Source organism: Bacillus sp. (in: firmicutes) (genome assembly GCF_031983925.1).
Classification (GTDB): domain Bacteria; phylum Bacillota; class Bacilli; order Bacillales; family Bacillaceae_G; genus Bacillus_A; species Bacillus_A pacificus.
In genome coordinates this window covers 331,748-357,365 of the sequence record NZ_DALYZR010000002.1, presented here as the reverse complement: position 1 = coordinate 357,365, position 25,618 = coordinate 331,748, and the positions used below count along the sequence as shown (strand labels likewise).

At 35.0% G+C, this 25,618-nt stretch carries 9 protein-coding genes; 7 read left to right on the top strand and 2 right to left on the bottom strand.

The window, feature by feature from the left end:
- Window positions 1-97: 97 nt before the first annotated feature.
- The 4 genes from RTP99_RS07870 to hmpA all read left to right on the top strand — a co-directional run bounded on the left by RTP99_RS07870 (window position 98) and on the right by hmpA (window position 5,261).
- Entirely contained in the window at window positions 98-943 is an 846-nt protein-coding gene (locus RTP99_RS07870) for an AraC family transcriptional regulator (protein ID WP_095843101.1), read from the top strand.
- Between the two features lie 986 nt (window positions 944-1,929).
- A complete protein-coding gene (locus tag RTP99_RS07865; RefSeq protein WP_095843100.1) occupies window positions 1,930-2,349 on the top strand; it encodes a MarR family winged helix-turn-helix transcriptional regulator in 420 nt (139 codons plus the stop codon).
- 12 nt (window positions 2,350-2,361) lie between these two features.
- Window positions 2,362-3,183, top strand: coding sequence for an SDR family oxidoreductase (locus tag RTP99_RS07860; protein WP_095843099.1), 822 nt, complete (start codon window positions 2,362-2,364; stop codon window positions 3,181-3,183).
- A gap of 860 nt (window positions 3,184-4,043) precedes the next feature.
- The gene (hmpA, locus tag RTP99_RS07855) at window positions 4,044-5,261 is read left to right on the top strand and encodes an NO-inducible flavohemoprotein (RefSeq protein WP_312365140.1); all 1,218 of its coding nucleotides are present in this window, start codon (window positions 4,044-4,046) and stop codon (window positions 5,259-5,261) included.
- A 442-nt stretch (window positions 5,262-5,703) separates the two neighbouring features.
- Here the strand turns inward: hmpA and RTP99_RS07850 are convergent, their stop codons facing one another.
- A complete protein-coding gene (locus RTP99_RS07850; protein ID WP_095843096.1) occupies window positions 5,704-6,507 on the bottom strand; it encodes a polysaccharide deacetylase family protein in 804 nt (267 codons plus the stop codon).
- A gap of 79 nt (window positions 6,508-6,586) precedes the next feature.
- Here RTP99_RS07850 and RTP99_RS07845 point away from each other — a divergent pair, with 79 nt between their 5' ends.
- From RTP99_RS07845 to RTP99_RS07830, 3 genes are all read left to right on the top strand, one after another.
- The gene (locus RTP99_RS07845) at window positions 6,587-6,859 is read left to right on the top strand and encodes a DUF3955 domain-containing protein (RefSeq protein ID WP_095843095.1); all 273 of its coding nucleotides are present in this window, start codon (window positions 6,587-6,589) and stop codon (window positions 6,857-6,859) included.
- A gap of 474 nt (window positions 6,860-7,333) precedes the next feature.
- Window positions 7,334-8,059 (top strand): exosporium leader peptide-containing protein, encoded by a 726-nt coding sequence (locus RTP99_RS27835; protein ID WP_095843094.1) that lies wholly within the window; start codon window positions 7,334-7,336, stop codon window positions 8,057-8,059.
- A 937-nt stretch (window positions 8,060-8,996) separates the two neighbouring features.
- Entirely contained in the window at window positions 8,997-10,160 is a 1,164-nt protein-coding gene (locus RTP99_RS07830; protein WP_095843093.1) for a Ger(x)C family spore germination protein, read from the top strand.
- Between the two features lie 311 nt (window positions 10,161-10,471).
- Here RTP99_RS07830 and RTP99_RS07825 read toward each other — a convergent pair whose 3' ends face one another.
- Window positions 10,472-25,504, bottom strand: a complete 15,033-nt coding sequence (locus RTP99_RS07825; protein ID WP_312365133.1) for a DUF7507 domain-containing protein — start codon at window positions 25,502-25,504, stop codon at window positions 10,472-10,474.
- Between the last annotated feature and the right edge of the window lie 114 nt (window positions 25,505-25,618).

Genomic DNA, 25,618 nt, shown 5'->3' with positions numbered 1-25,618 from the left:
AAATGTTGTATTTCTTGTCCCGACATTTTTAGGCATGAAATGTCGGTTATTATTGTTTGTTATGTATTAAAGTAAATTCTTGAAAGGAAGTAAACTTATGGATTGGCTAGAAAGAATGAATAATGCATTAGAATACATCGAAAATAGCTTGGATGAAGACATAGATTATAAGAAAATTGCAAAGGCAGCTAGTTGCTCTGAGTTTCATTTCTCTAGAATGTTTTCATCAATTGCAGGTGTATCACTTTCAGAATATATTAGACGAAGACGGTTAACTCTTGCAGCATTCGAAATTCAAAAAGACGATATTAGAATTATTGACGCAGCTATTAAATATGGTTATGTTTCTTCTGATGCTTTCTCACGTGCTTTTAAAAAAATGCATGGAATAACTCCTTCTAACGCTCGTAATAAAGGAGTACCGTTAAAAGCTTATCCGAAAATTTCCTTTCAAATTTCTATAAAAGGAGATACCGAGATGGAGTACAGGATTGAAAATCTTGATTTTGAACTAAGAATTGTAGGCAAAAGTAAGCTCGTAAAGACAAGTAGTGCATTTAAAAAAATTCCTACACTTTGGAACAATGCGAAAAAAGACGGGTTTATGCAAGAATTGATAGATATGTCATGGGAAAATCCAAAATGCAAACTGGAAAGTCTTTTGGGGGTTTGTGGAAAAGATGCTGCCATCACAGATGAAGAGTTTTCCTACTTTATGGGAGTAAGATACGATGGAGAAGCACCAGATGATATGGAAACCCTTGTTATTCCTGTGAGTACATGGGCCGTTTTCCCGAACATAGTGGATGCATGGAAACGCTTATACTCTGAGTGGGTTCCAACTTCTAAGTATGAACTAGCAAATTTACCATGTATAGAATGCTATTACGGCCCAAAACATAAACCGAGGCATGAACTTTGGGTTCCTGTTATACCAAAATAAAATTCGAATTATTTTTCATATAGTACAATAATAAAGCTAAATTTAGGATATTAAGTATTTTTGATGTATAAGAATGGATATTATATGAAATTTAATATTTAATTCTCACGAAAAAATAATTTATCAATCATAACAAAAGCATACTCCAAGTAGTGCTTTTGTTATGATTCATTTTTTTGTATGAAGTCCGACTGTTTCCACAGCCTTCTTCAATTGACCAAGACATTATATATGCTGGAAGAAAGATACTCCCATCATATATAATGCACTTTCACATCTAGATGTTCCAAATAATTATAACTTAACTCATCGAAACAAAAAGGCACCACCACAAGAGAGGAAGGTTGACGTGAAATTCGTTAAAGGAAGTTAAAAATTTTTAGTTTATTGCTCAATTAAAGTACCCCGCTAGTTAAAGATTATTGTACAAATACTCCTTGTGCCAACTCTTCATCAATAGATTGAGTTCTAAAAATCTATAGGATCCATTTACCAACGTAAACATAGTATTTTTTAATAAGCCTTCAAAGGTCACGTCAGTAGCATGACTTTCTTTGTTTTCTATGGTTAACATGTTATTTAAAACCTCACTTTTAATTTAATACCTGTAGTATATAGAAACCAGAAAAGTGGATTTTGTAACAGTTTTTCTAGTTTTTTTATTATGTACTTAAAAAGGATTTCATTTAATTAAAAGGGGAATGCAATAAAAGCTACTGAAAAAGCTCAAAACTAGTTCTTTATTAGTAGTTTTCTATATAAGTACAAAAAAATAGATAGTTTGCCTCTAAAATGTTTGAAAACGTACAATTTTTGGTTTATGGTAATCAAAATTTGTAAAACAATTAGTTACTGTATTTTATAAGTAGTTTTGATTTTTGACATACATTTAATTATCTAATCTAAATAATATAATTAAATTGATTTCCAATCATATAATTAGTATACTAACTATATGATTAGTATGCTAACTAGAGGGGATATACATGGATAACTTAGGATATTTATTAAATAAAGTAAGTGTAATGACAAAAACGGAATTAACAAATCAATTAAAAGTATATAAGGTAACCGCTCAACAATGGGCCGTTTTAAAGGATATTTCGCTTCATCCAACTGGAACAACACCTGCTATGATTGCAGAAAGATTATTTGCTGACCGCCCAACAGTAACAGGAATTATTCAAAGGTTATTGCAAAAAGATTGGATTATTACTAAGCATAATCCAAATGACAAACGCTCACACCTAGTATTTTTAACAGATAAAGCAAATTCATTACTAAATGAATTAGAGCATATCAGTAATGATGTAATTAGGATCTCTATAAAAGATATTCCAAAAGACGAGATAGAAATAACAATCGGTGTTTTACAAAATATGATTCAAAATTTAAAACTAAAATAAAGGATGATAAAAATGATTTTAGTGACAGGTGCTACAGGTCATGTAGGAAAAGAGGTTGTAAAGACGTTAATGCAAAAAAATGTTAATTTTCAGGTGGCAACTCGTAGAAAAGAAAGTAAGGGAGTTTATTTTGATTTTGAAACCCCCTCATCCATAAAAACAGCTTTAAGTGGGATTACAAAATTATTTCTTCTGCGTCCCCCTCACCTTGCTGATGCCAAAAAGTATTTTCAACCTGTTATAGATGCTGCAAAAGAAGTAGGGATTAAACATATTGTATTCTTATCTTTGTTAGGTGTAGAAAAAAATCCAATTGTACCTCATGCTAAAATCGAAAAAATCATCAAAGATTCTGGAATTCCTTATACATTTTTAAGACCGAGCTTTTTTATGCAAAATCTATTATCTCAACATGGTGATGAATTAAGAAATGAAAAAATTATTGAAGTACCAGCGGGAAATGGGAAAACCAGTTTTATTGATGTAAGAGATATTGGTGAGGTTGCTGCAAAAGTATTAATTGAAGATGGACATAAATTCAAGACTTATGATTTAACTGGAAGTGAAGCATTGACATATTATGAAGTTGCTGAAACTATTTCAAAAGAAACAAAGGAAAACATCATATATACAAATCCTAGTATTCTTAAGTTTAGAAAAAGAATGATGCAAAAAGGTTTGAAGAATGATTTCATAATGGTGATGATTGGTATTTATACTACAGCACGATTAGGTTTGGCTAAAAAAGTCACTTTAGATTTAGAACAGCTGCTCGAAAGGAAACCAACTACTCTAAAACAATTTGTTCATAATTATAAAGATCAAATCATTTAAATCGATTACATATAGTATTTTATAAGTTAACTATTTTCCCCGCTACTCAAATGAAAAAATTTTTAATATTTTTATATTTAGTAATGAAAAACTAAATAAACTTTATAATATAGAAAGGTATGATAAGAATGTTTTTCATAGCTACTCTTACTGATATTTATGAAATAGAAGATACTTATCACATAACCTGTATGGTAGATAGTAATTCTAGCTTTCAATTTCATATCCGAAAAAGTAGTGTTTACGGCTCTCCTTATATAGGAGCACCTATTTGTGGTCACTATGATGAGAATAAACAAATAACAAATCTGTTTATTGAATAAAATGCATAGATATCGATTTTATTGAGTTAATATCATCAAGGCTTTTAGCTTGATAGCAATGAGGTTCTGCCGACAAAACGCGAATTTCGTACGCTAAGGCTACAACTACTGATGTAACAAGAATTGTATAATAAGGACCGAAAATAGTCGTTTAGGCATACGGCAACGATTACTTCTTTTTTGAGCCACTCAACAATTTTTATGGTTTTCAATTCGTTTTTTCCGGAACACGTAATTTCTAAGTTTAATTCCATCTTACCGGATACAAAAATCTAAAAAATTAGGTACGTTTAATTCATTGGCCTTTTACAGAAAATGATAACATTTTTCAATACGTAACTAAGAAGTTTCTGGCACAAAAATTTCAGAGCAATTGTACCAGAATCACAGAAACTATTGGACCAGTTTAGATCTATAAAAATAAAAAAAGATTCGTTATCCTGGAGTGAAAAAGTAAAAAAATGGAATAATAAAAGAGGAATTTCAAATAATGCTAATGTTTTATAAGAACATTGTATACGAAGGGATGTACCATTTATGATTGACGAGAAAACAATTCAAATTGTGCAGTCAACAGCTCCAGTATTAAAAGAACATAGTACAGAAATAGGTAAAAGGTTTTACGAGCTTTTATTCGAGAAAACCCCTGATTTAAATAATATCTTTAATCAAACCAATCAGAAAAGAGGTCTCCAACAGGAAGCTTTGGGATACGCTGTTTATGCAGCCGGGGAGTACATCACCAACCTAGATGCGATAAAACCTGTAATTGAACGAATTTCTCAAAAACACCGAGCTATCGGGATTAAAGCCGAACAATATCCTGTAGTAGGAGAAACTTTGTTACAAGCAGTAAAAGATGTTCTTGGGGATGCTGCAACAGATGAAATTATAGATGCATGGGGAAAAGCATATGGTTATATTGCTAATGCTTTTATTGAGATTGAAAAGAATCTGTACAAAGAAGCAAAAAGCCAACCAGGGGGATGGGACGGGTACCGCAATTTTATTGTGGATAAAAAGGAAAAAGAAAGTAATGAAGTTACCTCTTTTTATCTAATACCTGAAGATGGAAAAGTTATTGCAGCATATAAACCTGGACAATACCTTACCATTAAAGCAAAAATTCCTGGAGAAAAGTATACTCACATTCGCCATTACAGTCTTTCCGAAGCTCCTGGTAAAGATTATTACCGCATAAGTGTAAAACGGGAAAATGAACACGAAGTTTCACCTGATGGAATTGTATCGAATTACTTACATAAACAAATTCAAATGGGAGATTCGCTCTCAATTTCTGCTCCTGCTGGCGATTTTACACTTAAAGAAGATGACTTGCCTATAGTTTTAATTAGTGGAGGTATCGGGATTACTCCTTTATTAAGTATGTTAGAATATCTTACTCAGAAAGAATCAAAACAGAGCATCACGTTTATTCATTCTACTCTTAATAGTAAGACACACGCATTTCATGAGGAAATAAAGCAATTGGCTACTAAAAATGAAAATATAAAATCATTGGTTTGTTACGACTCACCAACAGAGGAGGACAAAACTTCCAACAACTTTGATAAAGAAGGATATATTAACTTAAACTTCTTAAAGTCAAACATTGCTACCAAGGAAGCAAATTTTTATATATGCGGTTCTCTTCCTTTTATGGAAGCTATTATTAAAATTTTGCACGAATGGGAAGTTCCAAAGGAATTGATTCATTATGAATCGTTTAGCCCCGTTGCAATTTTAGGTGAGTAATTAATACTGGATAGGCTATAACATGTAAATAGTTTTTTGCGATACTTCAATAATGAAGTATCGTTTTTCTTGTATAACTAAAGCACTGCTATGGATTCTGATGTAATGTTGAAAAATGATTCCATAAGAAGAGTATTCCTGAAGGGATGAACGTTTACTCTGGTACTAATAGCAATTCCCTTGATGTTTATATTCAAGAAGCAGGTATCGCACACCTTTCTCTTGTCAAATTTCCATTAACCCCCATTAACTTTGAGGTTGCCCATTTCATAGATAGGAAATAGGCAATATATGTAAGTTAGGCATAGAAAGTATTCGGAGGCTGAAAAAGTAATATAAGGATTCCTTTCTTTGTAAAGTAACGGCAGTTATGTTTTGTGAATATTTAGTTTTTTTCATAAAATCGAGTTGATTGCTGAAGAATTACAATGATATTACTGGGTTAGATTGATGGACGCACGATTTTATCTTTTCTATATATTGTTTGAAAAGGATCAAGAAAAGATGGAATTATTGTTGTTGAACGATAAAGCATTTCAGATACCGTTACACATTCATAACCATTTTCATATAAATATCTCATGATATTTTCTAATGCTTTAACAGTTTGAGATGTTTGTGAATATTCACTTCCATTCCAATCATGCAGCAGAACGATATTACCAGGTTCAATATTTCTTGTTATATGTTTAAATATTTGGTTAGCTGCTGGGCTTTTCCAATCTTGAGGATCCTGATGCCATGACCAAAGAATAACTAACTTTTCATTTTTAATAGCTGTATCAATAATTAAATCATTATGAAGACCTCCAACTGGACGATAAAGGTTAGGTTTATAACCGATGGTACGCTTTATAATTTGGTCTGTTTGATCTAATTCCTTCGTTAACTTAGAAACAGTAATATTTTTGTCATATATGTGATGATAAGTATGATTAGCGACCTCATGTCCTTCTCTCACTTGCCTTTTTAAAACAGCAGGAAACCGTTTAGCTTTATTTCCTGCTACAAAGAAAGTTGCCTTTGCATTATATTTGGCCAAAATATCTAATATTTGAGGTGTAAAAATAGGATGCGGACCATCATCAAATGCGATTGCAACTATTTTTTCCTTTGTATTTACTTCCCAAATTACCTTCCCTGTTCTCTCATACGCTTTACGACTATCAGTAAAAGCGTAAGTATATTTTGGTGTGAAACAAATAAAAAGAAATAAAAGAATGAATAGCATCCAAGTTTTTTTCACTAATGGTACACTCCTATAAAATTTAAGTAAGTTTAGTTTATGAAGATATTATCAAATTATTTAATAAGAAATTAAATTAATGTTTTTTATTAAAAAGAAAAACCAAGAGTCTATAACCAACAAAAATTTATTGAAAAACAATAAATTTATATTAGCTATTACACCAATATTATTAGGTATTGCATGCTTAATTATTTCAGGCATGGTCGGTTCAAGTATGGAGCCTGATGGTACTTTGGTAGAGCCTGCTTTCTTCTTAATTCCAATAAGTTATTTATTATTCTTTATTGGGATAATTGGAGTATTATTTGTATTAATTGGTTTTAATTTTAAAAAAATTATACATAAATAATTTATAAAATGATAATAAAATTACTTGCATTTGATATAAAAATTATAAAAGCCTTACTACAAATAAATTGTAGTAAGGCTTTTTAAAATTGTTTCTGTAGTGCTTAAAGTAACCACTTTATTATTTTTGAAAGGGCTTTATAATCCATTTAACACTTAATATAACGGATTTTTTATAGTGAAATTCTTAGCGTATTTGTTCTATTTAGGAGTATTAAAATTGCTTAATTTGATGGACATTTTGTGAGATACCAACAAGAACAAATTTCATTAAAACCCTATATACCTCTTCAAATATGTACAGTCTTTACGTCAGAACTGGATTTACTATTAATAAAAAAATCCTGTCATTGGATCATCACAAAACAACACACACAATAGTAAAGGGATAGCATATTGTATAATGATAAATAATTTTTATATAAGGTAACTGTATATATTCCTATAATAAATTATACCCATAGGAGGTAGTTATATGTTTGATAAAAACGAAATGTTTCAAGCTAATGCATTGAATCCAAATTTAATTGGCCCTACACTGCCACCAATTCCATCATTTACTCTACCAACAGGCCCAACCGGAGGGACAGGCCCAACGGGGGCAACAGGCCCAACGGGAGCAACAGGCTCAACGGGGGCAACAGGCCCAACGGGGGCAACAGGCTCAACGGGGGCAACAGGCCCAACGGGGGCAACAGGCTCAACGGGGGCAACTGAAGGTTGTCTTTGTGATTGTTGTGTTTTACCTATGCAGAATGTTTTACAACAACTTATTGGGGAAACAGTGCTTCTTGGCACTATTGCAGATGCACCAAACGTCCCACCACTTTTCTTTTTATTTACTATCACTTCCGTAAATGATTTTCTAGTTACAGTTACAGATGGTTCCACATCCTTTGTAGTCAATATTTCTGATGTAACAGGGGTAGGGTTTTTACCGCCAGGACCATCTATAACATTACTCCCACCTGTAGACTTAGGATGCGAATGTGATTGTCGCGAAAGACCAATTAGGGAATTGCTAGATACGCTTATTGGTTCTACGGTGAATCTTTTAGCAAGTACTGGTTCTACTGCAGCAGATTTTAACGTAGAACAAACAGGCCTTGGTATAGTTCTAGGTACTTTACCTATAAGTCCAACTACAATTGTTAGGTTTGCTATTTCAACCTGCAAAATTACAGCTGTGAATATTCTCTAAAATTTAAAGGTGCAGAATAAAAAATAGCATTAAATACCTAGTAACTTAAGAATTGCAGAATCACCCCAAAACGAAAAAATGAACTTTTTAGTTACAAGTTAGCGCAAAATCATGTTTTGGGGATGCTCTAAAATTTTAGCTTGATAGCAATATGGTGCTCCCCCTACCATCCTATTTTTTTGATGAACTAAACTTAAGTAGGTGCCCAGGGGATTGTTCGTTACATCCACCTGCATCTTGATATGCTTGATGGCAAAATTAGAGAACAATTTGTCTCCCGTTGTTTCTTTTTCGTCATTTATGGAATGCTCGTTTAGTATATCAACACTGTTCCTTATTAATAAATATATATTTTATGTAACAATTTAAAATTTATATTCTTTGTCATTAAAAACAACATAAATTTCAGAAATAATCACATACTAAGCATAGTGCTTCATGAATTTATAATTAAATTCATATCTTTTAAAAAGCCCCTAGTTATGGATTAAATTTAAATTTCTTATTCCTATCCCCAGAAGATTTATAAAATAATGAATCAATATAGGTTCTTTATTTTATAAGCAAACTATCCATATAGAGATATATTAAATTTCAGAACAGTCTTATTTTCCATTAACAAAAGCTTTTTTCATAACATAAGTTACTATAATACTACAAACAACTAATTAAACTAAACCTATAATGTTTTAATCATTATCATCTTGACAAAAGAAGGGTTAATATAAATTTTTTTGATATAAATTATAAATCTGGATTCTGTAGAGATTCATGTCTGTTTCCAAATAAACGATTAGTAACTTTTCTTGTTTTGTAGTTATTTATTTTCTTGTTTCCTGTATATAGCATTACAATTATATTCCGTTTTTCACCTTTTTTCGTATTAACACTTTTATTGTTTTTATTATATATAGAATAAAGTGGAGGAATCGTGAAAATGAAATACCTTCCCAAAATTATTGTGATTATGCTTGTAGCTGGATCTATCAGTGGTTGCTCTGAATTAGCAGAAATAGAAGAAAGAGGATTTGTAGTAGGGGCTGCATACGATATTGTGAAGAAAAAACAATCGAATCCAATAATGAAAGGGACGTATCAGGTGGTACTCCCTCAGGTAACGCAACAAGGAGGACAAGGTGGTGGAAATAGTAATAATTATATTAATGTGAGTGCAAAAGCTGATAGTGTGTTTGAACAAATACGAATTATCGCTAAAAAAATTAGTCGCACATTATTTTTTCCGCATATACAAGTGATTATTTTTTCTGAAGAGTTACTCTCGAATCCATATATTTTACAGAATACGTTAGATGTATATATTCGAGATCATGAAATGAGACGCAATATCCGTCTATTTGTTTCTGAGAAAAACGCAGAAGCTGTCTTGAATCAAAGTGCAAAACCCGAAAATTTACCAGCACAGTATATTGATATGTTAGCTGAACATCCCCCGAAAAATGCTCAGATGGTTGAGGCAGCAAGAATTGGGGATGTGCAGGAAAAAATTATTTCAAAACGAAGTTTTGTATTACCTATCTTAAAGTTAACAAAACAAGGGATACAAATGGAAGGGGCTGCACTGTTTCGTGGAAAAGATAACAAGTATGTCGGAATGTTAAGTGGAGAACAAACAATGGGGATGAATTACCTGATAGGTAGAAAAATTGGAGGTTTTTTTACCATACGTAAAAAGAATCAGCTTATTACATATGAAATTCATAAACTACAACGTAACATTAAGGTATTTACTGAAGATACTACGCAACCGGAGTTTGATGTTCATTTATCCTTGGAAGGTACACTGGCAGAGTTACACTTTAGTAATCATAAACAACTTATAAATGAGAAGAGTTTGGAGGAGGAGATTTCAAAGGAAATAAAAAAGCACATCCAAAAATCAATAAAGCTTATTCAAAAAAAACATAAAGTAGATGTTTTGGAACTTGGAGAAGTATATAAGCGGCATAATTATAAAGAATGGAAGAAAATAAGTAAGGATTGGGATCAAGGTAAAAATTATTTTAGTGATGCTCAAGTTAATGTTCATGTTCATTCAATAATTGTACATTCAGGTTCAGCTTTACCCAAGAGGGTGAAATGAGGTAATTTGATTCGTTACTGAATTAGATATTAGCTGCTAAATATAAATAGCAGTTATACTCAGTGTTGTATATTTTATTTTCATAACTCAGATTGCTTCATATACATTACCTGTATTTCTTACATAAATCATATCAGTGGACAAGCCTTTACACTATTTCGTCCAACCTCACCTTTTACTTTTATATTCTCTTTTCAACTAAATAATTTTTTATCAGAGGTTTGAAATGGTTTAAGTAAATGGAGGTACCATGTCAAAAAAGCTTGTAATGTGGATAATATCCACATTACAAGCTTTTTATTTTTATTTAATTACTGCCACCAAATCCAAGCCCAAAGGCAATTTCTTATATTTCGAGGAGTAATGCGAATGAAGCGTTCACCGTCAAAGAAGCAACTTAAATTTGGAAGTGTTTCATCTGGATTTTCTGGAACAAAGGTGACGATGTTTTCGTTACTTGTAACGGTTACTGTAATTGGTGGGTCGGTAGGTGAGACTTGAAGTTGTAAAGAAATATTGGCCGTATTTTTATACTCATTATTAACAGGTGGACTTATTACTTGTACTGTGAATAACACGATAATTGTTTCGTTTGGTTCCAAATTAGTAGCGACTAGGAAACCGATATTCGGATTTGCTAGTGGAGAGCGTTCACCGTTAATAAAGACAGTTCCGTTAATAAATTGTAAACCTGCTGGAATTGTATCTTGTAAAGAAATATTTGAGAGTGAAATTTCAGAAGTATTTGTAATACGTACCGTGTAATCAAAATATTGATTTAAATAAGCTGAGCTGACGGAAGTATTTTTCGTGACTATTGCAGTTATAAATTGAACTGGTATACGAACAATATTTGAATTAACAATGAAAGTAATAATTGGATCCTGTGGTGTCAATTGAAAAGCAGCGGTAACTGTTGCAGAATTTATAATTGTACTGTTTGAAGGAATAGAAGTTGCGAGAACTTGAAATGTTATAGTTGCTACTGAATCTGCAGATAAAGAACCAATATTAATACCAGTGTCTGGACGAACATTTGGAACGGGAGTACCGTTAATTGTTACGCTGTTCTCTATAAATATTGTACCAGCTGGAATTGTGTCTATAACAGAAGTACTGATTGTCGGAATTGTGGAGTGATTAAATACCGCTAATGTGAATGTAATGATATCTCCTATAACGACGATAGATTTGTCTGCTGTTTTCTCAATGTTAATTAATGGCTCAATTAATGTTGTTGTAACAGTATTTGTTTGTTTTGTAATTGTAATAGGTGGTTTTGTTGGATCAATGATAACGGTATAGGAAATAGAAGCATTATTATTAATTGTAGATTGAAGAGTAGAAGAAGATATTGTTACTTGGAACGTAATAATAACAAACTCATTAGGAGCAAGATTTCCTAATATAATACCATTTTCAGGATTCTCATTAGGCTGATTGATTCCGTTAATCGTAACACTACCAGCAACAAAAGTCGTATCTATTGGTATGGTGTCTATAACAAGAAGGTCTTCAATCGTTACATTACCGCTATTCATAATCGTAATTGTATACGTTAAAGTTTGAGCAGGTAAGGCATTCGTTACATCAACAGATTTTATGGCAATGACATTATCATTTTGGACAGTAGTTGTTACGGTATTTGTTGTAGTCGTATTTGTAACAGGTACGTTATTTGGATTGACTATATAGTTAAAAGTAGTAATTGCGTTGTTGTTTAGTTCGTTTGGTGTTGGAATAGAAGTTACAGTTACTTGGAATGAAACGATAGCGTCTCCACCAATAGTTATAGTACCAATTGGTATACCGCTTACTGGATTCACCCCTGGAAGAGTTTCTCCGTTTACAATGACACTATTTTCTATAAATGTAGTACCTTGAGGAATCATATCTTGAATGATTACATCATTTACTGCAACATTACCGGTTTGATTTAGTGTAATCGTATACGTTAACGTATCACCAACCGTTGCAAATGCAAGGTCAACAGCTTTATTACTATTCAAATTCGCATGATTAATTTCTGTTAAAGCAGCTGATGAAATAATAGTTTCGGTAATAGGTGGTCGATTTGGTACCGTGTATTCATATTCAATTGTACTCGTGTTAGAGATTGGATTTGTTTGTGGAATCGAAGTAACCCGTACTTGGAATAGAATGGTTGCTGTCGTATTAGGCGGAATGTTATCAATTTGTATACCGTTAAGTGGATTGTCATTTGGCCGAGCGTTGCCATTCACGATAACACTATTCTCTATAAAGCTCGTATTTGCTGGGATGATATCTGTAACAATAATGTTTTCTACTTGTATATTCCCATTGTTTGTAATGGAAATAGTGTAAGGGATAATAGTTTGTAGGTCAGCATATTGGATAGGTGTTGTTTTTGTCGCAATTACATTAGCAGAAATAACTTCAGTGAAGGTAATATTGCTAGTCGATATTTGTTCTTCCACGTTTATTGTATAACGAGAAGTTGATTGATTTTGAACACGACCGCTGGCTGGAAGAGCTACGACGGTAACAGAAAATGTGACTGGGATAGAAGTGTTAGGAGCAATCGTTCCTACAAGTATACCAGCACTTGGATTGGCATTAAGCTGAGGAATGTTATTTACTAAAACGCTACCGTCAATAAAGGTTGTTCCATCAGGTATATTGTCTGTAAATACAACAGCAGTTGCATCCGTATTCCCCGTATTCGTTAAAGTTGTTGTATAAGTTAAAATGTCACCAATCGTTACAGAGGTCAAATCAACAGTTTTAAGTGAAACGATATCAGCATCATTAATTTGAACAAAAGTAGTATTGGAAGTAGTAGATTTTTGAATTGGTGCAAAGTCAGAATTGAAAATAAAGTCGTAGACGATGTTTGCAGTATTAGGTGTTGGATTTACAGCAGGTAAATTCGTAACGGAAACTTGGAATGTTATTGTAGCCATTTGACCTGCTGCGACATTAGGAATGGAAAAGCCGATATTTGGATCTGCTGCAGGAAGCACAGTATTATTAACTATTACACTTCCTGGAATAAATACTGTTCCATTCGCTATAGTATCTGTAAAAAAGATGGAGTTAGTTGTAGTCGATCCATTATTTTGAATGAATACTGTATATTCAATGGTTTCATCAATGTTAGCTAATACAGTATTAGTGGACTTTGTAGCAATAAGAATAGCATCAATAAATTGTATGTTTGTAGCATTGGAAGAGGTCGTTTCTGAAATTGGTGGTGTGCTTGGGTCTGGTCGATACTCATAGTGAATGACGGCGATATTATTAATGTTATTTTGTGGCGGTATAGAAACTACGCTTACTTGGAACGTAACAATAATCGTATTATTTGGAAGAATTATATCAAGATTGATACCGGTAATTGGATTTTCGTTAAGTCTTGGTACGCCATCTACAAGAATGCTATTTGGAACGAATGTGGTGCCAGAAGCAATTGCGTCAAGTAGGAGAGTATTTGTAATAGGTATTGTACCGGCGTTTGTAACTGCGACTGTATATGTGATGATTTGACCGATACGTGTAATGGATCTGTTAGCGGATTTAATTGCACTAACATTTGCCGTTCGCACTTCAGTATTTACTGCATTTGATAACGATCTACGCTGAATAATTGGAGAACTAGGGTCAATTTGGTATTCGTACGAAGTGTCTGAAATATTAATGACTGTATTGCCCTCTGGTATATTTGTAAGTTGTACTTGGAATGAAATAGTGACTGTTTCATTTGGTTGTATCGTGCCGAGAGTTACTCCGTTTTCAGGATTCACGCCAGGCTGAATTACATTATTTATTGCTAAGCTATCTTCAATGAATATAGTACCTTCTGGAATGGTATCAATGAACACGATATTGTTAGCCGGAACGGTTCCTATATTTTGAAGTGTATTTGTGTAGGTAATCATTTGCCCGATTGATACGAAATTTACATCCGCACTTTTAACAGAAATAATATTTGCATTTTGAAGTGATGTTGTAACAATGTTAGAATTTGCAGAGCGATTTACTGGTGGGGCTGTAGGAATACTTACATATTGGTAAGTTGCTGAAGATTGATTTACAATTTCAGTTTCATTCGGTGGATTATTTGTTTGCACTTGAAATAGTATCGTTTTGGAACTGTTTGCTGGAATTGTTCCAATCGGTATTCCGTTTTCAGGGTTTACACCTGGCTGAAGGACACCATTAATTGTGACACTATCGGGAACGAATGTAGTCCCAGCAGGGATAGAATCTGTAAAATTAATATTTATTGCGTCAACATTACCGATATTTTTCACTTCAGAAATATAAAGGATAGTTCCACCGATATCTACAGTTGTTGGATTGGATGTTTTTGTAACTGTCAATTGTGCTAGAACGAAATTTGCAATAACAATATTACTTGTAGATGTTTCCGTAATAGGCGGTTGTCCTGGGTCTGGTTGAATTGTATATGTTGTATGAGACTGATTTGTAATTGATTGTTGCGAGAATGAATCGTTAATTAGAATTTGGAATGAAATCAGGTGAGTAGCGTTTGCTACTAGGGTAGGCAAAGTAACACCTGCATTTGGATTGGCACCAAGTATAGCTGTTCCGTTAAGTGTAAAACTATTTTCTACGAATGTAGTCCCTTCTGGAAGCGTATCTGAAAATAATAGATTAGTAGCTGGAATATTTCCGGTATTTTCTAGTGTTATCGTATAGGTCAAAATATCCCCTGTTGTCGCTTGTTGTGCATTGACTGCTTTTAAAGAAAGAACATTCGCATCCGAAATTTGTGTGAAAGCTGGATTAGACGTAATTGTTCGAGAGATGGTAGGAGCAGTTGGATCGGCGATAAAAGTATAGTCAATACGAGCTATATTAGAAATTGGATTGACGCTTGGAATGGATTGAACGATAACCTGGAATGTTACAGTGATGATTTCTGACGGTGTGATGGAGTTTAATGGTATTCCTACGTTAGGATCAGCATCTGGAACGGAAACGCTATTAATAGTTACGCTATTCGGAATAAAGGCAGTTCCTTCGGGGACCAAATCTGTTAAAGTAACTGTATTTGCAGTAGTATTTCCGTTATTTTGAACGACTACTGTGTAAGTGATTGTACCGTCAGTAGATTGTACGAGAGAATCTGTACTTTTAATTACGGATAACGATGCATCAACAACAGCTGTATTAACCGTATTAGACGAGGATGTTGCTGTAACTGGAGGTTGACTCGGATCGACGATATACGTGTAACTTGTAATGGCTTGATTTATGATTGCCCCTTGCGGTGGAATAGAAGTTGCAAGAAATTGGAACGTAATAGTAGCAGAATCACCTGGTGCGATAATACCAACTGGAATACCGAGTGTTGGACTTGCATCTGGGAGTGAAATCCCGTTAAGCGTAACACTATTTGGAACAAATAATGCCCCTTCAGGAATCCCATTAATGAGTAATACAGAATTTGCAGGAAAGTTTCCAGTGTTTGTTAATGTTGCTGTATACGTAATTACATCTCCGATAGACACAATTGAACGATTTGCTTGTAAAACAGTTGTAACAGTCGCGTTATTAATTTGTGTTGAAGCGCTATTAGAATTTATCGTGCCTGTAACAGGAGGAGAGGCCGGATCAACAATGAATGTGAATTGAATAGATGCAACGTTTGTAATTGGGTTTGAAGGTGGAGTAGATGTAACTATGACTTGGAAAGTAACAGTTAAGGAACTACTCGCGCTAACGGTTCCGATATTAACTCCGTTATTTGGATTTGCACCTGGAATGATACTTCCATTTACAGCAAAACTATTTTCAACAAAGATCGTTCCCGCTGGAATAAGGTCTGAGAAATTTACATTCGTAGCGTTTGTATTGCCGCTATTTTGAATTAAAACTGTATAAGTGATCGTGTCTCCAATATTCGCAAAGGCTGTACTAGCAGTTTTTACAGCTGAAAGTATTGCTGAATGAATAGAAGTAACGAAGACGTTCGTTTCCACATTGCCAGGCTGAGCCTGTAATGCATTGCCTACGTTATATTGGAAGTTCACAAATCCTAAGTTTTGGAGTTCAGGAGTGAATGTTGTTGGATTGCTTACAATTTGAACTTGGAATATGATTGTTACAGTTTGATTTGGATTGACTGTATTTATGCCAATACCGCTGGTGATAGAAGCGGATGGTAATGAAGTATCGTCAACAACAATTGATCCTGCAACAAACTGTGTCCATGAAGGTAAAGGGTCTGAGAAAACAACGTTGTTAGCTGGAATATTTCCAGTATTCGTAATCGTAGTTGTATACGTAATCGTATCACCAATCGTTGCAAAAGTTTTATCTCCTATTTTAATCGTATTTAAAATAGCACTTTCAATTTTTGTTGCAATGGTGTTAGAAGTAATATTTTTTGAAACTGGAGGATTAGCTGGATTAACGATATGCTGGAAGCTAATGCTAGCTTGATTCGTAATGGGATTTATAGGTGGAATTTCATTGGCGATAATGTGAAATGCCACAATGACAGATTGGTTTGGCGCGATATCACCAATTGGAACACCTGTAATAATATCTGCATTTGGGATGGTAGTTCCGTTCAATGTAAAGCTATTCGGTTCAAAGGAAGTTCCGTCTGGAATAAGATCGGTAAAAATAACATTCGTTGCACTCACATTTCCGCCATTTGTAATTGTAACAGTGTAGGTAATATCCTGCCCGATATCTACCGTTGATACATTTGAATTTTTTTGTGCAGTAAGGATAGCGCTATTAATTTGTGTTGTCGTTGCATTAGATTGATTGGAAGTTGTAATAGGTGGCTGGCTAGGATCAACGACATAATGATATGTGATAGAAGCAGAATTAGAAATGGGATTCAGTGTTGGAAGTGTAATAACAGTTGCTTGGAATGTGACGGTTGCCGCATTCCCACCATTAATGGAACCGATATTTACACCAGTAGATAAATCAGCGTTTGGAATGGTTTGCCCATTAGCTGTGAAACTATTTGGAACGAAACTTAAATTGCTATCAAGAATATCGATAATAGTTACATTAGTTGCGGTCACATTTCCGGTATTAGGAAGGTTAAGTGTAAATGTTATTGTATTACCAACATCCGCAAAAGTAAGATCTGCTGTTTTGGTGCTAATAATAGTTGCGTTGTTTATTTGAAGGAGTGTAGTGTTGGAAGTAGCTGCACTTGAAACGGGAGGATTAACAGGATCAACAGTAAATTCATACGTCGTTGATGCTGTATTTGGTGCTGGGTTACTAGGGGGAATATTGTTTACTGTAACTTGAAAGACGATACTATATATTTCATTTGGTGGAAGTGTTGCAAGTAATACACCTGTATTTGGATCTGCGTTAGGTTGTAAAACGCCATCGACAGTTAATGTGTTAGGAACAAATGTGAGTCCACTTGGTAATGTATCTGTGAATACAATATTCGTTGCGTCGGTATTGCCTACATTGGTAATAGAAGTAGTATAAAAAGCAGTTTGCCCGATATCTGCAAAGGATACACTTTCATTTTTCGTCATAGACAATATTGCTTCGTTAATTTGGGTTGAAACAGGATTACTAATTGAAGTTTCTGCATCAGGTGGTGAGACTAATTGATACGATGTTGATGAGAAATTTACAATTGGGTTTTGGTTTGGTAATGATGTTACAGTAACTTGGAACGAAACTGTTACTGTAGTCCCGGCTGTTATTGTCCCAATATTCACACCGTTCGATGGATCCGCCCCACTTTGAGGAACTCCATTAATAGAAAATGTGTTTGCAATAAATGTAGTTCCGCTCGGTACGGTATCTGTGAAAATAACATTTTGTGCGGATGAGTTTCCATTGTTTGTTAAAGCGACAGTATAAGTGAGCGTATCTCCGATGTGGCTAAATGTTTTATCAACTTGTTTAGATGAAAGAACGGTAGCTGTATTAATTGTAGTAAATGTTGTGTTTGAAGTAACATTTCTTGAAACAATTGGTGTATTTGGATTCGCGATAAATGTGTAAGAAGCAGTAGCGGAATTGGCAATAGGATTTTGGGCTGGTGTAGAAGTAGCGGTCACTTGAAATGCTATTGCTATTGAGCTGTTAGAGGCAATTGATCCAATTGTTATGCCTGTATTAGGATTCAATCCAATTTGTGTGATGCCATCAATTGTAACGCTATCAGTAATAAACGTTGTACCATTTGGTATAAGGTCAGTGAACGTAATATTCGTAGCGTTTGTATTCCCACTATTCGTTAAAATTGTTGTATAGGTAAGGGTATCACCTAGTGTTACAAGTGTTTGATCGACTGATTTAATCATTGTAATCATAGCATCTAGTACCGGGTTTGTAACGATATTCGTTGAAGTAGAAGTTGTAACAGGAGCGGCACTTGGATCAACAGTATACGAATATAAAATTGTATCATTGCCCATAATCGAACTGGAAGGGGGAACAGAAATAACATTTACTTGGAAAGTAACAGTTACTGTTTCGCCAGGATCGATATTTGGTATATTGACTCCAAGTGCTGGTTGTGCACCAAGCTGTTGGACCCCATTTATTGTGAATGAATCTGGTACAAAAGTAGTACTAGAAGGAATCGCACTTGTAAAAGTTATATTTGTAGCCGATGTATTTCCTGTATTTGTAATAGTCGTTGTATACGTAAGTGTATCCCCGACGGAAACGATAGATTTATCAACACTTTTTTGGGTTGTTAATATCGCACTGTTAATTGTTGTCGAAACTGTATTTGATATAGTTGTTTGTAATACAGAAGCTTGGCTAGGGTCAACGACGTGTGCAAATTGTACAGAACTAAAATTAGTAATTGGATTTATACTTGGAATGTTTGTAACAAGTACGTTGAGAGTAATAACGGCCGTTCCATTTGGGTTTATATTTCCAATCTGAATCCCGTTAGCTGGATTTCCGATTTGCTGTGTACCAGAATCGTTTGCAAGAGTGCCAGATATGAATGTCGTTCCGTCAGGTAAAATATCTGTGAAAATTATATTTTGTGAAGTGACATTTCCAGGGTTATTTAATGTAATCGTATAAGAAATTGTATCGCCAATTGTTGCGAAAGTTTTATCTACAGATTTAACAAGTGTAATTTCTCCGGAATTTATTTGTGTCGAAACCGGATTGGATGTCGTACTTCTTGAAACGAGTGGTAAATTAGGTCCTGTCATAAATTGATAATCAATAGAAGCGCCATTTACAACTGGTGAGTTTGGCCCCCCAGGTCCAATTGTGAAAATTGGATTTGGAATGCTAACTACTTGCACACGGAAGGTAACGTTTGTAAAATCTCCTGCAATAATATCCCCAATTGGTATCCCATTCGCTGGATTTACCCCAGGTAATAAAACCCCGCCTACTCGAACGCTATCCGCTATAAACACTGTATTATTTGGAATCGGATCTGTAAAAATGATATTCGTAGCAGTTGTGTTTCCTATATTCTCCAATAAAACAGTATACGTTAAAAATGAATTTCCAGGTGCTACGTCAGAAAATAGTCGATCCACACTTTTCGTTGCTTGAATAATCGCTTCGTTAATTTGAACTAAAGTTGGATTACTTGTAGCTGTTTCTGTCACCGGCGGCTGGGTAGGATCAACAATGATCGAGTATGTCGTGCTAGACTGGTTCAAAGTTGGATTTGTAACTGGTATTGAGCCAACGATAGCTTGAAAGCTAATTGTTGTCGTTCCTCCAACTGGAATTGAGTCTAAAGAAATCCCGCTATCTGGTCTAAATCCAAGTTGTGGAATGGTATTAATTTGTACACTATCAGGAACGAATGAAAGTTCAGGTGGTAATATATCAATAAAAACAGGTGTGTTTGCAGTAGTATTTCCGCTATTAGTGAGAGTAGTTGTATACGTAACTGTATCTCCAACAGAAGCAAATGCACTGCTTGCAGTCTTCGTTGCGATAACGGAAGCAGAATTTATTTGTGTAAAAGTGGTATTAGATTGAATTGTCCGAGATACAGGTGGTTCATTTATATCTACAATAAAACTGTATTGAGTTGATGATTGGTTCGGAATTGGATTAGGGTTTGGAAGAGTTGTAATGTTTACTTGAAAACTAAGCGTAACCGATGCATTTGCATTCAAGTTACCAATATTGATACCGTTTTGTGGATTTGTATTAGGAATGGTTGTTCCATTTATCGTAAAACTATTTGGAATAAACGTTGTGCCATTTGGAATGACGTCTGTAAAAATAACATTGCTTGCGGTAGTGTTACCGGAATTAGTAATGGTTGAGGTGAATGTAAGTGTATCCCCAATAGTAGCAAATGTTGAATTCACGGTTTTATTTATAGATAAAGTAGCATCAACAATTGGAGTAACCGTCGTATTCGTAATTGTACTACCAACAGCAGGAGATTGGTTTGGATTCACGGTATATTCATAATTTACAAGGGCATTATTTGTTAATGTACCACTAGGTGGTATTGCTAAAATTTGTGCTTCAAAGGTAATAAATACACTATTTCCTGGCGGGATATCTGCCAAATGAATACCAAGTGATGGATCTAATCCTGGCTGTGGAACATCATTAATCGTTACGGAGTTTTGGATAAATGAAGCCCATGCACCAAGTCCATCTATTAAAACAGTTGCACTAGCAGGGATATTTCCTGTGTTTGTAACGGCAATCGTATAAGTAACGATATCTCCAATTGCAGCAGTCGGTGTATTCACTGACTTCGTAGCGATGATTGTAGCATTATTAATTTGAGTTGTTATTACGTTACTTAACGTATTGGCGGATGCTGGAGGTAAGTTAGGATCTACGACATACTGGTACGTTGTATTACTTTGGTTCGGAATTGGATTTGGATTCGGGATAGAATTTACTTGTACTTGGAATGAGATGATTGTATTTGCATTCGGATTTATTGGGTCGATTGCAATTCCGCTTGCTGGATTGACATTAGGCAGTGTATTCCCATTTACAGTAACACTATTAGGAATAAACGATGTTCCGTTTGGAATTACATCTGTAAATATTACATTTGATGCAAGTGTGTTCCCGTTATTCGTTAAAGTAGTCGTGTACGTAATCATATCATTTACGTTAGCAAACTGTTTATCTGCAGATTTAGTAGCGGCAATTGAGGCGTTATTAATAGTTGTCTGTACAGTGTTAGAAGCAACCATCTGCATCACAGCAGGTTTGGATGGATCATACGTATATTGAAATGTTGTGCCTGATTGATTTGTAATCGGATTTGGACTAGGAATAGTTGGTACAGAAACTTGAAATGAAACAGTACGTGATGAATTCGCTCCTATCGTACCAATTAAAATGCCATTAGCCGGGTTTGCATTAGCTATAGGGACGCCGTTAATCGTTACAGTGTTAGGAAGGAAGATGGTACCAGCTGGAATGATATCTGTAAACGTTACATTGGAGGCAGGGATATTGCCGTTATTCGTTAAAATCGTTGCATAAGTTATGACATCGCCAACATCAGCGAAATTTGTACTTGTTAGTTTCGTAGCGACAATATTAGCAGTATTAATTTGTGTAGTTACTATATTACTAGTAGCATTTCTCACAACAGCAGGTAAATTTGGATCGGCAATAAAGCTATATTGAAGTGCGGCGCTGTTTTGAACTGGATTTGGTGAAGGTAAACTGGTTGCACTAATTTGGAAAACAATTGTTGTAATTCCGCCTGCTGGAATCGTACCAGCTTGAAGGCCAACACTTGGATCTGCACCTAGCTGTAAAGCACCACCTATAAAAATACTATTTGGTACGAGAGTCGTACCAGGAGGTAGTATATCAGTAACAACAACATTATTTGCTGGAGTATTTCCTGGGTTAGCTAAAGCAATGGTATATGTGATTGGTTGCCCAACGTCAGCAATAGTTAAATCTACCTGTTTGACAATAACTACATTTGCTACATTAATTTGTGTACTGACAGTATTACTTAAAGATGTTTCTATAGTTGGTGGGTCGCCCGGATTTAAAATAAAGCTATACTGTGTACTAGATGAATTTATTGTTGGATTTTGTGTTGGTAAAGAGGTGACAGATACTTGATAAGAGACTGTAAGTGAGCCGTTCGTAGCAATGGAAGGTAGTGGAACACCTATATTTGGATCTGCGTTATTTTGAAGTACACCATTAATAAGAAAAGTATTTGGAATAAAGGTAGTACCGTCTGGATTCGTATCTACGAAAGTAGGGCTATCAGCAGAAACACTTCCTGCATTCGTCAAAGTAACAGTATAAGTTAATATATCCCCTACGGTAGCGAACGCTCGATCCACTGTTTTGGCTGAAATGACATTTGCATCGTTTACTTGAGTAAATGTAGTAGTTGAAGTAGTGTTCTTACTTACAGGTGAAGCGTTTGGATCAACGATAAAGTTATAGGAAATGGAAGCGCTATTCGAAATAGGGTTTGGGTTTGGAATGCTAGTGATTACTACTTGGAATGAAGCTGTAATTGTAGTATTAACATTGATGCTACCAATATTGATGCTAGCTGGTGTTGCGCCAGGTTGAGTAACACCGTTAACGATAACACTGTTCGATATAAAGGAAGTACCGTTCGCAATTGAATCAGATAGTACTACATTGTTCGCCGTAACGTTTCCATTGTTTGTAAGAGAGAAGGTATAAGTTAATACATCTCCAACTTCAGCAAACGTTTTATCTACAGATTTAGTAGCTTGAAGGTTTGCTATTCTAATTGCTGTTGTAACAGAATTAGAGTTTGCTGTTTTGGAAGTTGGTGGCAGGCTTGGATTTACAGTGTAAATATAAGAAGCAAAAGCATTATTAATGATAGGGTTTTGAGCGGTAAGGTTAATGACTGTTACTTGAAAGGATAAAGTGAAAGTAGCTCCGCCGGGTATTGTACCAATAGGTATGGAAACGAGAGAATTTACATTTTGTAAAACACCGTTGAGTGTTACAGAACCTGGTGTTAATATCGTTCCATTTGGAAGTGAATCTGTTAGCTGTACGTTCGTTGCAGCTGTATTTCCACTGTTTGTAATAAGGATTGTATAATTTATCGTTTCGCCAATTGTGGCAAATTGTTTGTTAGTTGATTTTGATAATGTTACATTCGCATTGTTAATTTGAGTGGAAACGAGATTAGAAGAAATATTTTTCATAACGGGTGATTGGCTAGGATTGACGGTATATTGATAAGAAGCGCTTGATCCGTTAGATACGACATTTGACGCGGGTATTGTATTTACTACTACTTGAAATGTAACATTTTTTGTTGTGCCGCTTGGGATAGATCCAATGTTCACGCCAGTAGCGGGATTTGCGCCCACTTGTGTCGTGCCATCAATTGTTAAACTGTTTAGAACAAAAGTTGTTCCAGTAGGAATGACATCTGTAAAAATAACATTGTTCGCGTTTGTATTACCTGTACCTGTAAAGGCAACAGTGTAAGTCAGTGTATCGCCAATATCTGCATAATTTTTATCTACTGCTTTCGTCATTGTTACAGTAGCATTATTCACTTGAGTGGATACGATATTGGTCGTATCAGTTCCACTTACTGCAGGTTGATTTGGCACAGGAGTGTATTGGTATGTTGTGGTACCACTATTTAATATTGGATTTGTTTGCGGGATAGAAGGAACGAATACTTGAAATGAAACAGTAGTCGTAGAATTTGCAGCAATTGATCCAATTGATATACCATTAGCGGGATTTACACCAACTTGAGTAACTCCGTTCACGGTTACACTGCCTGGAATGAAAATAGTCCCGCTTGGAATTGGATCTGTATATATCACATTCGTTGCGGCGATATTTCCTATATTAGCTAAGGCAATACTGTAAGTTAGCGTTTCACCAATATCAGTAAAAATTTTGTTAACTGATTTTGTACCATTAATATCTGCCAGGTTAACTTGTGTTCCAGCAGAGTTGCTTGTTGCCAGACCGTTAAAGGTCGTTCCTCCGGCGATTGGTGTATATTGAAATGTAATATTAGCAGTGTTAGAAATCGGATTTGGATTTGGCAGAGAAACGACAGTAGCTTGGAAAGTTACTGTGCGAGAAGCACCATTATTGATTGTTCCAAGAGATATACCAGCGGCTGGATTTGCGTTTGTTTGCGGGACATTATCTATTGTTACAGTGCCAGGTATAAAGGAAGTCCCGTTAGGGAGAATGTCTGTAAAAATAACGTTATTGGCGGGAAGAAGTCCGGTGTTAGGAATCGTAACTGTATAAGTGAGAACATCTCCAATTGCAGCAACACTTTTATTCACGCTTTTCGTTGCTTGTATGTTAGGGGAATTTATGTTGATTTGTAAACCGACTGTATTTAACATATATGCATCTCCGTTAGTAGTTAAACGGATTGCGGCAGATACTTGAGAATTTGTTAAATAAGGAGAAATATCAATAGAAGTAATGTCCCAGCCTTGTCTTCCAGCAGAGATGTTTGTACCTGTAGAGGCACTTTGATTTCGCGTTCCAAATGTCCCAGTTGTATCTAAGTTTCCAGCGGCATTATTAATTTGGGAACCGAAGAAATTATTTACAGCATTGTTAGGTCCAGATAAAGCATTTAATGAACTGAAATTAGGTCCGAATAGAGCCTGATCCCCAATTAAATCAGCATCTCCTTCGGTAGAACTTAAAAATAATCTTCCGCTTACTGGCCCTCCTGAAGGTGTTAAAAATCCTGAGACAGCTACATCGGCACTACCAGTATCAGCAGAAACACGATTACCAGCTACGTAAATGGTTAAGTTTCTTGCAGGTAATGTTCCGTTTTGATAAGCGACAATAAGCGTCCATCCAGCAGAATTAATAGCTCCGTTAGAAGCATCTAAAGGATCAACAAGTCCAGGGACAGATCCCGTTGTATAAGAGCCTGATCCTCCAGCCTGAACGAGGGATGTTACATCTGCGGAGCGTGTATAGAATCCAAATGTGACAGATCCAGAAACGAATGTTTGATTAGAAGCTGTAACAGCTGAAGGAGTAATCGAGTATGTTGAAACAGGTGTTGTAAAAGAAACTGGGTTTCCTAATACACTCGTAATGTTTTGATCACGAGATAAATAGTTTCCACCCCAAACGAGTTCTGCGTAAAGAATCGTACTACCAGCAGGGATATTTAAAATAGCGGTAGAACTATTTTGTATATAGTTTAACGTTGTACCAGCAGGGAAAGTAGGTACTTGTAAAGCAGTATTCGTAGTTGCGAATGCACCAATTGCCCCGATTGTACCAGCACGGTTTTGATTACTAATTTTACTTAAGCCTAAAGTATTACCTGTAATAGCGAGTGCACCGTTAGTAGTGGTAGAAAATCGATTCGTAATGGGCATGTTTTCACCTCATTTGCATATAGTTTTGGTCAAAATACGATATGCAAATAAATAATCAAAAGGAACATGTATAATTGAACTATAAATTCCTTCCTTAATCTATGGAAGGAATTT

Excerpts from the sequence above, each read along its gene's own strand:
- RTP99_RS07870 (WP_095843101.1), top strand. The coding sequence starts at position 98 with ATGGATTGGCTAGAAAGAATGAATAATGCATTAGAATACATCGAAAAT.
- RTP99_RS07865 (WP_095843100.1), top strand. The coding sequence starts at position 1,930 with ATGGATAACTTAGGATATTTATTAAATAAAGTAAGTGTAATGACAAAA.
- RTP99_RS07860 (WP_095843099.1), top strand. The coding sequence starts at position 2,362 with ATGATTTTAGTGACAGGTGCTACAGGTCATGTAGGAAAAGAGGTTGTA.
- hmpA (WP_312365140.1), top strand. The coding sequence starts at position 4,044 with ATGATTGACGAGAAAACAATTCAAATTGTGCAGTCAACAGCTCCAGTA.
- RTP99_RS07845 (WP_095843095.1), top strand. The coding sequence starts at position 6,587 with ATGTTTTTTATTAAAAAGAAAAACCAAGAGTCTATAACCAACAAAAAT.
- RTP99_RS27835 (WP_095843094.1), top strand. The coding sequence starts at position 7,334 with ATGTTTGATAAAAACGAAATGTTTCAAGCTAATGCATTGAATCCAAAT.
- RTP99_RS07830 (WP_095843093.1), top strand. The coding sequence starts at position 8,997 with ATGAAATACCTTCCCAAAATTATTGTGATTATGCTTGTAGCTGGATCT.
- RTP99_RS07825 (WP_312365133.1), bottom strand. The coding sequence starts at position 25,504 with ATGCCCATTACGAATCGATTTTCTACCACTACTAACGGTGCACTCGCT.